This is a genomic window from Mycobacterium sp. C31M (assembly GCF_053345865.1).
In genome coordinates, this window is sequence record NZ_JBKFAX010000020.1 from 1 (window position 1) to 12,006 (window position 12,006).

Here is a 12,006-nt window from a genome sequence, read left to right on the forward strand (position 1 = left end):
GCCTGGGTGGCCCAGAACGCCAACCGGTCGGCCTCGGCCGCGTCGTAGAGAGCCGCCGTCGCATTGGCATTGGCCACGAACTCGGCGGGCGGGGGATAGGCTGATGGCACGCCGGTCTGCGTCGCTGTGGTGTCGCTCATGGCTGTGAGCCTAGTCACCAAAGGTTGCAGTGGCGTTGGAGCGTCACAGGATGCGCTGCGGACGGTTCGCGAACTGCGCCGAACGGTCGGAGATTGCGAGTCCAGCGGTCGGCTAGCGTGATGCCAATGACCGATCCGCTTTCCCCGCTGGTGTCGCTGGAAGGTGTCGCCGCCGCCGGCGACGAGGCGCGCGAAGCGTTGGGACGGGCGCACCGGCACCGGACGAACCTGCGCGGATGGCCGCAGACGGCGGCCGAGGCCGCGCTGCGGGCCGCGCGGGCGAGTTCGGTGCTCGACGGCGGATCACTGAATCTCAACGAAGCGGGTGAACCCGATCCGGTGCTCGCCGGCGCACTGCGGGTGTCCGAGGCGCTCGAGGGCGGCGCCACCGCCCTGACCAAGGTATGGCAGCGCGCACCGTTGCAGGCGTTGGCCCGGTTGCATTCCCTGGCCGCCGCCGATCTGGTGGACGACGACCGGCTGGGCCGCCCGCGTTCGGAGCCCGAGGTCGGGCCGCGACTGGAGATGCTCGCCGAGTTGGTGACCGGCGCGACGACGGTGCCTGCCTATGTATTGGCAGCTGTCGCGCACGGTGAGCTGCTGACCCTGGAGCCCTTCGGCGCCGCCGACGGTGTGGTCGCGCGAGCGGTGTCGCGGCTGATCACCATGTCCAGCGGTCTGGACCCGCACGGGCTAGGGGTCCCGGAGATGTTCTGGATGAAACAGTCCGGCAACTACCGGGCCGCGGCGCGTGGGTTCGCGTCCGGCACGCCGAACGGATTGGGTGCCTGGTTGGTGCTCAGCAGCCAGGCCCTACATGCCGGCGCGCGTGAGGCGCTGTCGATCGCCGAGGCTGCTCGGGACACGCCCAGCAAATGAAGCGGGCGGCGTTCCGAGACCAGACTTGCGTCTGACCCGGCTCGCCGCCCGCTAGCACGGATTCCGGTTACCAAGCGTGCTGAGGTGGGTTGTGTGGGTGGCCTCGGCGTTCTCCCGATGCGCTACGACTGCAACCCCACCCAAGGGGCTGTCGACGCCATTCGCTTTTCGGAATTCCGCAGGCCCACAACGCTTCTGCCTGTATCGCGGCTTGAGCTCCGCGTGGGTTCCGGTGATCCGTGCTGGGAATCCCGACTCGGGAGATCACACCTTCTCTTCCGGTGTGGCCTTGGCCTTGCCGAGCTTCCGTGCCTCCTTTGTACTACGTGACCGCGGTCACATCAAGTATCAATGGGGGGTGAATCCTGATCGTTACGGCATGGCTTCGGTGTTGTGGCCAGCTACCGACGAGTAGCCGTGCGTGGCAGCACTTTCCGCAGCAGCGAGTAGGTCAGCGCGCCGCCGGCCAGGGCGCTGAGTCCGACTGCGACCGTGGTGGCCACGGCCGCGCCGGACGGGGCGGGTAGACGATCGCGCAGCGAGACCGGACGGCTGAAGGTCAACACCGGCCAGCCGCGCGCGCCGGCCTCCTTGCGCAGCGCGCGATCGGGATTGACCACCGAGGGGTGGCCGACGGCCTCCAGCATCGGTAGGTCGGTGACCGAGTCCGAATACGCGTAGCAGTGCTCAAGGGCGTAGCCCTCCCGCTCTGCGAGTTCCCGGATGGCGTCGACCTTGCCCTCGCCGAAGCAGTAGAAGGCGACTTCGCCGGTGTACTTTCCGTCCTCGACGACCATCCGGGTCGCCATCGCGTGGGTGGCGCCCAGCGCCGCGGCGATCGGTGCCACGATTTCTTCGCCGGAGGCCGACACCACGACCACATCGCGGCCGCAGAGTTTGTGATCGGCGATCAGGTTGGCGGCCTCGTCGAACACCAGCGGATCGACGATCTCGTGCAGTGTCTCACCGACGACCGAACGGACCTGCTCGACATCCCATCCGGTGCACATATCGGTCAGATAGGTGCGCATCCGGTCCATCTGGTCGTGATCGGCGCCGGACATCAGGAAGAGAAATTGTGCGTACGACGACTTCAGGACCGCACGACGATTGAGCAGTCCTTGATCAAAGAAGGGTTTGCTGAAAGCGAGGGTGCTGGACTTTGCGATGACCGTTTTGTCGAGGTCGAAGAATGCCGCCGTGCGGATGGGTTGGCCGCTCTGCGCTGCGGGATCCGGCGCGACAACACTTTCGGCGGGCCCGTCGGATACCGTCACGCATTCCAGCATAAGCCGATCGGCGGGGATAACTTTCCCAGCGATGGGAAAGTGGCAGCTCAAGACACGTGTCGCATTCTGCACGATTTTTGACAAACGGCTACGAATCCCGGCGTTCGCTACTTGCGCCACCGGGTAAATCCGTGTGTATAGTGGCTATTACTCGGCCTTAGCCGAGTGTGGATCAGCCCGACCCCCCGGGGCTGATACACGACGACCTCCGCCTCCTCCCCCCCTGGCGGGGGTCGTCCCTTTTTCGGGGGTTTTTTCTTTCCGCGTCAATTTGCGATCTCTGCGCAACGTTGCGGAACGCCGTTTTCACCGCCCGGTTGTGCACAATCGCGGGTTCATCCACAGATCCGTGAAAGCCCCTGGCGCACGGTGCGCGCGCGCTCGCAGTCTGGGGTGGTGACGACAACCGCGGCAGTCCTGGCATTGGTCGACGACCGATCCCTGCGTGACGATGTGGACCGGGTGGCGGCCGCGGCCGGACTGCGCGTCGTGCACGCCGACCGCCCGTCCGGGCGCACCGGCTGGCTTGGTGCGCGCGCGGTCGTGCTCGACGCGGTGTGTGCGCATCGGTGCGCACCGCAGGGCCTACCCCGTCGCGACCGTGTCCTGCTGGTCGGACGTGACGTGCCCGGTGCCGACGAATGGCGTGCGGCGGTCGCCGTCGGCGCCCAGGAGTTCCTCCGGCTACCCGAACAGGACGGGCAGCTGGTCGAGGCGCTCGCCGCGGCGGACACCGAAATGGGCGGACGTGGCGGGGTGCTCGCCGTGCTCGGTGGGTGTGGCGGTGCGGGTGCCTCGTTGATGGCGGCCGCGTTGGCACAGTCGGCGCCGTCGGCACTACTCATCGATGCCGACCCGTGGGCAGGCGGGATCGATCTGGCGATGGGCACCGAGCGAGTACCGGGGCTGCGGTGGCCCGACCTGACGCTCAGTGACGGCAGGCTCGGCTATGACGCACTGCGCGCCGCACTACCGCAGCGGCGCACCGTCACCGTTTTGTCCGGCGGCCGCAGTGGCGGGGAGGTCGAGTGCGGCCCGCTCGGCGCCATCATCGACGCGGGTCGGCGGGCAGGGGTGACCGTGGTCTGCGATACGCCGCGCCGGGCCGGTCTGGTCACCGAGATGGCCTTGGGGACAGCCGATCTGGTCGTGATGATGGTGCCGGCCGACGTCCGTGCGGCCGCGGCCGCCGGTGCGCTCGCGGGGTGGGCATGCGCGGTCAATCCGAACATCGGCCTGGTGGTCCGTGGGCCGGCGCCCGGTGGGCTGCGCGCCGCCGATGTGGCGGCCGGTGTCGGGCTTCCGCTGCTCGCTGCCATGCGCCCGCAGCCGGGGCTGGCCGGTGCTCTCGAGCGAGGTGGGCTCGATCTGCGTGCGCGGTCACCACTGGCGCAGGCGGCGGCCAAGGTCCTGCAGGTGCTGCGTGGACAGCCGGTGCCGGCATGAGCAATACGCTGATCGACCGTGTGCGGGAACGTCTGGCCGCCGAGCAGGCACCCCTGCGGCCCGCGGTGGTGGCCGATGCCATCCGCGCCGAATCGGGCGGGTTGCTCGGCGACACCGAGGTGCTGAGCAGCCTGCGGACACTGCAGACCGAGCTCACCGGCGCCGGAATCCTCGACCCGCTGCTGCGTGCGCCGGGAACCACCGACGTGCTGGTCACCGCTCCGGACGCGGTGTGGATCGATGACGGCGACGGGTTGCGGCGCAGCACAATCCGGTTCGCCGACGAGGACGCGGTGCGCCGGCTCGCGCAACGGCTGGCGCTGGCGGCGGGCCGGCGCCTCGATGACAGCCAACCGTGGGTCGACGCCCAGCTCACCTGCCTGGGCGCCGATACCGTCCGGTTGCATGCCATGCTGCCGCCGGTCGCCGCGGCCGGCACCTGCATCTCGCTGCGTGTGCTTCGCCCAGCCGGCCAGGACCTCCCTGCGCTGATCGCCGCCGGCGCGATTCCGGCGCCGGCCGCGGACCTGCTGGCACAGATCATCGGTGCCCGGCTGGCATTCCTGATCTGCGGGGGCACTGGAGCGGGCAAGACCACCCTGTTGTCGGCGGTGCTCGGTACGGTCGCCGACGGTGAGCGCATCATCTGTGTCGAGGATGCCGCCGAACTGGCGCCGCAACACCCACACGTGGTGAAACTTGTTGCCCGGGGCGCGAATATCGAGGGTGTCGGGGAGGTGACGATGCGCGATCTGGTCCGGCAGGCGCTGCGGATGCGACCGGACCGCATCGTGGTCGGTGAGGTCCGTGGTGCCGAGGTCGTCGACTTGCTGACCGCGCTGAACACCGGGCACGACGGCGGGGCCGGCACCGTGCACGCCAACAGTGCCGCCGAGGTTCCCGCCCGCCTGGAGGCGCTCGCCGCGCTCGGTGGGCTGGACCGGGCGGCGCTGCACAGCCAACTGGCCGCCGCGGTGCAGCTGGTGTTGCACGTCGGCCGGGACCGGCGGGGCCGTCGCCGACTGACCGAGATCGCGGTACTGGCGCGGGCGGCGGACGGCTGGGTGACGGCGCGCACCGCGTGGCACGCCGATCGCGGGTTCGGCTGCGGGATGGATTGTTTGCAGCATCTCATCGACGCGCGGGTGCCGCGATGACGGCCGCGGCGTTACTGCTGGCGACCGCACTTCTGGTCACCCCGGCACCCGCCCGGCATCGGCTCAGAATCGTGGTCGAGGCGCCGACACCGGGGAGGGGCCTGCGATGGTGCGCCGGTGGGTCGGCCGTGCTCGGCGCTTCGGTGCTGCTGGAGCCGACGGTCGTTTTGGCCGGCGCCGTGGTGGTGGTCACCGTCGTGCTGCGACGGCGGTCGGTGAGCCGGCGAGCGGTGGGCATCGCCGAATCGGCCGGCCTGCGCGATGCACTCGACATCGTGGTGGGGGAGCTGCGGGTCGGTGCGCACCCGGTCGCGGCACTGGGGGCGGCAGCCGGTGAGGTCGACGTTCCGGTGGGCTCGAAGCTGCTGGCCGTCGCGGCGCGGGGCCGTCTCGGCGCCGATTTCGCTGCCGGATTCCGGTCGGTGGCTGACGATTCCGCGTCACCGGAGCACTGGCAGCGGATGGCGGTGTGTTGGCGACTGGCGCAGGCACACGGACTGGCGATCGCCACCCTGATGCGTGCCGTCCAGCATGACATCGTCGAGCGGGATCGGTTCCGGGTCCGACTGGACGCCGGTCTGGCCGGGGCCCGCGCCACCGCCGCGGTGCTGGCCGGCATGCCGGTGCTCGGTATCGCGATGGGCCAGCTGATCGGCGCCGAGCCGGTGCGATTCCTGCTGAGCGGCGGCGGCGCGGTCGTCCTGCTGGTCGGGGTCACCCTGTCCTGTGCGGGGCTGTTCTGGTCGGATCGTATCATCGCCGGGGTGTCGACATGACCTGGGCCGCATTACTTCTGGCCGGTGCAGTGCTGCTGGGCGCGGGTCCGGGTCGCGACTTAAGGGTCAGCGCTCCGGTGGTGCCGCCGCGCGCACCCCGGGATCCGTTGGCGGCCGCGTCGTGCCTGGATGTGCTGGCGGCCTGCTTGTCTGCCGGAATGGCCACGGCCACTGCGACCGCCGCGGCTGCCCCGTTGGCACCCCCGCGACTGGCCGAGCAACTCATCCGGGCCGGGCATCTGCTGGCACTCGGCGCGGAATCCGAACGGGCCTGGGCTGATCCGGGTGCGGACGGTGACCGCTACGGCGCTGCGTTGGCCAGGCTGGCCCGGCGCTCTGCGGTATCGGGTGCCGCGCTGGCGGGCAGCGTCGCCGAACTGGCCGATCAGGTTCGGGCCGATGCCGGTTCGGCCGCGGATGCCGCGGCCGAGCGGGCCTCGGTGTTGATCGCCGGGCCGCTGGGCCTGTGTTACCTACCGGCATTCGTTTGTCTCGGGATCGTCCCGGTGGTCGCCGGACTGGCCGGCGACTTGATATCAGGTCTGTGAGTTGAAGGGGAGAATGCATGCTGGCGAACATGATCCGATCGGTACAGGCGAGGTTGATGCTGGCCGTCGCCGACGAGTCCGGGATGAGCACGGTCGAATACGCCATCGGCACCATCGCGGCCGCGGCCTTCGGGGCGATCCTGTACACCGTGGTGACCGGGGATTCGATCGTCACCGCGCTGTCCAACATCATCAGCCGCGCGCTGAACACCAGTGTCTGATTGATGATCGTGGTGCGGTCACCGTCGAAGCCGCGTTTGCGATCGCCGCCCTGGCGACGGTGCTGGTGGTGTGCCTGGCCGGTGTCAACGCCACCGTCTTGCAGATCCGCTGTGTGGACGCGGCCCGCGAGGCCGCCCGGCTGGTCGCCCGCGGTGACGACGGGGTGGCGGCGGCGCGCCGGGTCGGACCGGCCGGGGCGGCGATATCGGTGGACCGCGACGGGGCCTTCGTGGTGGCCCGGGTCAGCACCACATCGGCGCTGCTACCCGGGATCACCATCACCGCCGACGCCGTCGCGGCGGCCGAGTCGGGTCGCTGACGAGGGCGGGGCGGCGACGCTGCTGGCCGTCGCGCTGATCGCGGTGCTGCTCACGATGACCGCGGGGGCCACGGTGCTGGGATCAGTGGTGATCACCCGGCACCGTGCGCAGGCCGCGGCCGATCTGTCCGCGCTGGCCGGTGCGGCGCGGTTGGCGGCCGGTGAGCAGAGTGCCTGCGCGGCAGTCGAATCAGTGACACACGCCAATGCGGGCACGGTGGCCGAGTGCGCCGTGGACGGCCTGGACGTGCTGGTCACCGTGACGGCGACGACGGTGCTGTCCGGGTGGCAGGTGTCGGCCCGGGCCCGCGCCGGACCTGCTCAGGCGCCGTGATCGGCCGATTTGCCCAGGCGCAGCATCGATTTCAGGGTTGCCCGGGTGTCGGAGTCGGAGCCGTCGACGACAGTGCCACCGTGCAGCGATGCGACCAGTTCCTCGTCGGTGGGCAGTCGCATGGACAGCAGCGCGGCGTAGGTCTCGTCGTCGAGTTCGACCCGGTTGACGGTTACGTGCACCGGGGTGAAACCCCCGCCGTAGGCCGGCAGACGTAGCACCCGCGCCGTCGGCCCGTCCACGAATTCCCTTGCCATGGCAAGAACGTGGTGCTCATCGGCGGGGTCCAGCACGTTCTCGCCACGTTCCCCGGCCCGCCAGTCGTAGAACGGGCAGGGCTTGTCCAGCCACTTGAGCAGCCGCCAGTGGTTCAGGTCGACCAGCGCCCGGTGCACCCCGGGTGCGGACAGGCCGTTGAGGATGCGCTGGGCCAGATCGTCGGGACGCACCACCGGTCCCTCCACCACACTGCGCCAGTTCATCGCCCGGCAGATCAATCGTTCGCTGCCGTCGTCCTGCTGCTCGGTTACCGCTCGGGCGACGAACCCGACCGTGATCGGTCGGCCCCGGTAGTCGGTGACATTCCATGTGCTGCACAGGAAGTTCCCGGGTTTGGCCCGGATCACCATCGAGAGCACCTTGGACTCGTTCGGGTTGAGGTTGCGGGCGGGCAGATCCTCGGCGAACGCGCGACCGTGGGTGGCCTCCACGCTGATATCGCGCCCGGAATTGGTCAGCGATTCCGGGGTGTCGGTGGCCACCCCGGTGGTCAGATCCCATTTGAGCGGGCCCGGTATCGGCCGTTCAGGCGGATCGACACCGGGCGGGCCGATCCACAGGTGCACACCGTGGATCACCCCGTCGGACATGTGCACCACCTCGGTGCGGATCACGCGGTCGTGTTTGGGGGTGATGCTGCTCAGCGCGTGACCGGCGCGCACCGTCTCGCCGATCGCCGATTGGATGGCCATCAGGTGCGGGTTGCGGCGTAGGAAAGTGCTGATCGGAACCAGGTTCTTGGTGCGTGACCCCTGCGCTACGACGGCAGGCTCGTCACCCAGCGTCTCCACGAGCAGCCAGTCGTGGTCCATACCGGGAAGTTTAGCCGCCGGTGACCATTACGCCTGCCGTTTGCTCAGGCTTCGGAATCAGTCGGAATCTGCTGTTGGATGCGTGTCGGCGGCGTGCCGATAGCGGTCGCTGGTCGCCAAAGGAGTTGCAGCTGACCCGCTGAAAAGGTAATTTCCGTCTGCGCCCGGTGCTCCGGGACTGAGAACGGATCGCGTTGTCCGACCGTTTTGCTGCAGGCGAATGTGCTCGGCGTGGCTGGCGTGGTGCCTCTGAACGGGACGGTCGACGAGGGGTGGGCCGTCAAAACGACGTCAGTGTCGGGCCAGTTCGCCGAGTACCAGCCGCAGAACCCGTACCGCGCCTGCCTTGTCCAGCGGGTCATTGCCGTTGCCGCACTTGGGTGACTGCACACATGACGGACATCCGGCCGGGCACTCACACGCCTCTATGGCCTCCGCTGTCGCCTCCCACCACACCGACAGCTGCCGGTATCCCCGGTCCGCGAATCCGGCACCCCCGGGATGCCCGTCGTAGACAAAGATCGTCGGTAGGCCGTCTTCGGGACCCGAGGCCGTCGACACCCCGCCGATGTCCCCGCGGTCGCAACTGGCCACCAACGGCAGCAGACCGATCGCCGCGTGTTCGGCCGCATGGAGCGACCCGGGTACCGCCAGGGGATCGATACCGTTGGCGTACAAGACTTCCGGTTCGATCGTGCACATCACCGCGACGGTGTCCAACGTCCGGGTGGGCATGTCCAGCTCGACGAAATCGATGACCTCGCCGTCGAGCCGGCGGCGCAGGAACCCGGTGACGGTGTTGGACACCGAGACCGGTACCACCCCGATCGTCACCGACCCGAACGTCATCCGCTCACCGGCACCGGTCACCGCGATATCGGTGACCTCGCGGGCGGCCGTCGTGTAACCGGGATCCTGCGCGTGCACCAACGCGATACCGTCCTCGAAATCCAGGCTGTCGACGACATAGGTCTCGCCCTGATGCAGATAGACCGCACCCGGGTGAACCGATGCCGGTGCCTGCCCGGTGCCGGTGGTCCCGAGCATCCGGCCCGTCCCGGACTCCAGGATCGCGATCTGCCCGCCAGATCCGCCGCGGATGTCGACCGCGGGGTGCGGGTCGATCTCGGGTGCGGGGAACCAGCCGCCGGCGCGGCGGCGCAGCAGCCCGTCGTCCACCAGTTCGGCGGCCACGGCCTCGGCATCCCAGGCCCGCACCTCGGTATCGGTCAGCGGCAGCTCGGTGGCCGCGCACAGCAGCTGTGGACCCAACACGTACGGATTTCCCGGATCGATGACCACCTTTTCGATCGGTTTGGCCAGCAGCGCCCGCGGGTGATGCACCAAATAGGTGTCCAGCGGGTCGTCGCGCGCGATCAGCACGATCAAGGCGCTCTGCCCACGCCGCCCGGAGCGGCCGGCCTGCTGCCAGAACGACGTCACCGTCCCGGGGAAGCCGGCCAGTACCACCGCGTCCAGGCCGGCGATGTCCACCCCGAGCTCGAGCGCGTTGGTGGTGGCCAGCCCGCGCAGCCCGCCCTCGGACAGCGCGTGCTCCAGTGCCCGGCGATCCTCGGCGAGGTAGCCGGCGCGGTAGGAGGCGACCTGCCCGGCGAGCTCGGGGGCGATGTCCTCGAGCCGGTCCCGGGCTCCCAGCGCGGTCAGTTCCGCACCGCGCCGCGACCGGACGAAGGCCAGCGTGCGGGCCCCCTCGGCGATCAGATCGGCCATCACCCGGGCGGCTTCGGCGCCCGCCGACCGCCGCACCGGTGCCCCGTTCTCACCGACCAGATCCGGTAGCAGGGCCGGCTCCCACAGACACACGGTGCGACCGCCGTGCGGTGAACCGTCCTCGGTCACCGCGGTGACGGTCTGCCCGATCAGCCGGGACGCGGTCTCGGCGGGAGCGGCGGTGGTGGCGCTGGCGAAGATGACCGTCGGCGAACCGCCGTACCGTTCGCACAGCCGCAGCAGCCGACGCAGCACCAACGCCACGTTGGAACCGAAAATGCCGCGGTAGTAATGGCATTCGTCGACGACGACGAACTTCAGATTCTTCAGGTAGACGGCCCAGCGGGCGTGGTTGCGCAGCAGCGACAGGTGGATCATGTCCGGGTTGGAAAAGATCCATCGCGATCGTTCACGGGCGAATCGGCGCAGGTCGGTGCCGGCATCGCCGTCATAGGCGCAGGGCGCCACATCGTGGCAGCGGGGCAGCTCCGAGGTCAGTTCGTGGGCGGCGCGCAACTGATCGTGCCCGAGCGCCTTGGTGGGGGACAGATACAACGCGCGGCCCCGCGGGTCGGCGGCCAGCGCGGTCAGGATCGGCAGCTGATAGGCCAGGGACTTGCCGGAGGCGGTGCCGGTGGACAGCACCACATGCCGTCCGGTGTGGGCCAGGTCGGCGGCCGCCGCCTGATGTGACCACGGTGTGCTGACACCACGTTCGGCGAAGGCGGCGACCAGATCCGGATCGGCCCACGCGGGCCACGATGCGGTATCGCTGCGGCGTGGCGGCAGATCCTCGATGTGCCGCACCGGATCCTCATCGGCGGGGGTGCCCCGGACAGCGCTGGACAGCAGATCTCGACCGAAATCGGACCCGTCAGCGGTCCCCGACGCAGACACAAGGCTCCTTTCCAGTTCACCGGCATGTATCCCCAGGTGAATTGTTAACTACTTGATGGCTCCGAGACTGTCGCTGCCGCGTTGAACGTGGTTGACTAAAGGCGGTCGCAGCTTCTGTGTTCGTGTATTTGCACCCGCAGGATCGACGTTGCGATCGCGTTCCTGCGAGGGTTGTAGGTCGGGTCGAGTTCCGATTACACACGCGTTGGTAAGCGGTCGGAACGGGCCCGGTACACCGGACGTCGGTGAACCGCACCCGGTAAGAGAAGGAAAGTACGAAAGATGCCACAGGGAACTGTGAAGTGGTTCAACGCGGAGAAGGGCTTCGGCTTCATCGCACCCGAGGACGGCTCCGCTGACGTGTTTGTCCACTACACGGAAATCCAGGGGTCGGGCTTCCGCACCCTGGAGGAGAACCAGAAGGTCGAGTTCGAGGTCGGCCAGAGCCCCAAGGGGCCGCAGGCCACCGGCGTTCGCGCCGTCTGAGCCAACAGAGGTTGAGAACACCCCCGGCCGAGCCGGGGGTGTTTTCGTATCCGACGCCCGCGCCATTGACCCGTCGCCTCGCTCGCCCCGGATAGTGTCGAACTGTGAGCCAACTGTCCTTCTTCTCGGCGGAGTCGGTGCCCCCGGCGCTGGCCGATCTGACCGGGCTGTTGGCTGCCCAGGGGCAGGTGGTGATCGTCGGGACGCAGGCCCGATTGTCGGTGGTCGTGGACGCGCTATGGCGCGCCCAGGGCCTGGCCGAGATGATCGACGAGGCCGGTCTGACGCCGGAGATCGCCCGCACCGACGAGCACACCCCGCTGGTGCGCACCGCCCTGGACACCCGACTGGTGGACGTCGCCGGCGCGTGGACACGCGGCGCGGTCAAGACCGTGCCTGCCAGCTGGGTGCCGGGGCCGCGGGTGCTGCGGGCGTGGACGCTGGCGGCGGGCTCCCCGGAGGCCGAGCGGTACTTGCTGGGACTGGACCCGCATGCGCCCGACACCCACGCGGCCCTGGCATCGGCGCTGATGCGGGCGGGAATCGCACCCACCCTGATCGGTACCCGGGGATCACATCCGGCGTTGCGGATCAGTGGGAGAAGACGGCTATCACGCCTGGTAGAGAACGTCGGGGAACCACCCGGGGACACCGATGCGTTCGCACATTGGCCGCGAATGTAAGGCCCCGT

Annotated in this window: 13 protein-coding genes; 10 read left to right on the forward strand and 3 right to left on the reverse strand. The window is 69.2% G+C overall.

From position 1 onward, the window contains the following. Positions 1-266 precede the first annotated feature (266 nt). Positions 267-1,019: an oxidoreductase gene (locus tag ACLBYA_RS25715; RefSeq protein WP_447712296.1), complete on the forward strand. Its 753-nt coding sequence runs from the start codon at positions 267-269 to the stop codon at positions 1,017-1,019. A 401-nt stretch (positions 1,020-1,420) separates the two neighbouring features. Here the strand turns inward: ACLBYA_RS25715 and ACLBYA_RS25720 are convergent, their stop codons facing one another. After that, the gene (locus ACLBYA_RS25720) at positions 1,421-2,296 is read right to left on the reverse strand and encodes an HAD-IB family hydrolase (protein ID WP_447712297.1); all 876 of its coding nucleotides are present in this window, start codon (positions 2,294-2,296) and stop codon (positions 1,421-1,423) included. A 408-nt stretch (positions 2,297-2,704) separates the two neighbouring features. On the opposite strand from ACLBYA_RS25720, the gene ssd reads away from it, so the two are divergent. From ssd to ACLBYA_RS25755, 7 genes are read left to right on the forward strand one after another with little or no spacing between them, the layout of a single operon-like run. After that, positions 2,705-3,754, forward strand: coding sequence for a septum site-determining protein Ssd (ssd, locus tag ACLBYA_RS25725; RefSeq protein WP_447712298.1), 1,050 nt, complete (start codon positions 2,705-2,707; stop codon positions 3,752-3,754). Further along, entirely contained in the window at positions 3,751-4,911 is a 1,161-nt protein-coding gene (locus ACLBYA_RS25730) for a TadA family conjugal transfer-associated ATPase (protein WP_447712299.1), read from the forward strand. The genes ssd and ACLBYA_RS25730 overlap by 4 nt, the downstream gene beginning before the upstream one ends. After that, a complete protein-coding gene (locus ACLBYA_RS25735; protein WP_447712300.1) occupies positions 4,908-5,687 on the forward strand; it encodes a type II secretion system F family protein in 780 nt (259 codons plus the stop codon). The genes ACLBYA_RS25730 and ACLBYA_RS25735 overlap by 4 nt, the downstream gene beginning before the upstream one ends. Continuing rightward, positions 5,684-6,235 carry a type II secretion system F family protein gene (locus tag ACLBYA_RS25740; RefSeq protein WP_447712301.1) on the forward strand — a complete coding sequence of 184 codons (552 nt, stop codon included), beginning with the start codon at positions 5,684-5,686 and terminating at the stop codon, positions 6,233-6,235. The genes ACLBYA_RS25735 and ACLBYA_RS25740 overlap by 4 nt, the downstream gene beginning before the upstream one ends. Before the next feature lie 17 nt (positions 6,236-6,252). After that, positions 6,253-6,456 (forward strand): DUF4244 domain-containing protein, encoded by a 204-nt coding sequence (locus tag ACLBYA_RS25745; protein ID WP_447712302.1) that lies wholly within the window; start codon positions 6,253-6,255, stop codon positions 6,454-6,456. Then, on the forward strand, positions 6,456-6,776 hold the full coding sequence (locus ACLBYA_RS25750; protein WP_447712405.1) for a TadE family type IV pilus minor pilin: 321 nt from the start codon (positions 6,456-6,458) through the stop codon (positions 6,774-6,776). The genes ACLBYA_RS25745 and ACLBYA_RS25750 overlap by 1 nt, the downstream gene beginning before the upstream one ends. A 55-nt stretch (positions 6,777-6,831) precedes the next feature. Then, positions 6,832-7,110: an Rv3654c family TadE-like protein gene (locus ACLBYA_RS25755; protein WP_447712303.1), complete on the forward strand. Its 279-nt coding sequence runs from the start codon at positions 6,832-6,834 to the stop codon at positions 7,108-7,110. Here the strand turns inward: ACLBYA_RS25755 and ACLBYA_RS25760 are convergent. After that, entirely contained in the window at positions 7,098-8,201 is a 1,104-nt protein-coding gene (locus ACLBYA_RS25760) for a PAS domain-containing protein (RefSeq protein WP_447712304.1), read from the reverse strand. The two genes, ACLBYA_RS25755 and ACLBYA_RS25760, sit on opposite strands and share 13 nt — an antisense overlap. 291 nt (positions 8,202-8,492) lie before the next feature. Then, positions 8,493-10,829, reverse strand: a complete 2,337-nt coding sequence (locus ACLBYA_RS25765; RefSeq protein WP_447712305.1) for a DEAD/DEAH box helicase — start codon at positions 10,827-10,829, stop codon at positions 8,493-8,495. A gap of 282 nt (positions 10,830-11,111) precedes the next feature. Between ACLBYA_RS25765 and ACLBYA_RS25770 the strand changes: the two genes are divergently transcribed. Together ACLBYA_RS25770 and ACLBYA_RS25775 are read left to right on the forward strand one after the other, a co-directional pair. Continuing rightward, complete coding sequence (locus ACLBYA_RS25770) at positions 11,112-11,315, forward strand: cold-shock protein (RefSeq protein ID WP_006243848.1); 204 nt, start codon at positions 11,112-11,114, stop codon at positions 11,313-11,315. Positions 11,316-11,419: 104 nt separating this feature from the next. Next, the gene (locus tag ACLBYA_RS25775) at positions 11,420-11,998 is read left to right on the forward strand and encodes a hypothetical protein (protein WP_447712306.1); all 579 of its coding nucleotides are present in this window, start codon (positions 11,420-11,422) and stop codon (positions 11,996-11,998) included. The last annotated feature ends 8 nt before the right edge of the window (positions 11,999-12,006 follow it).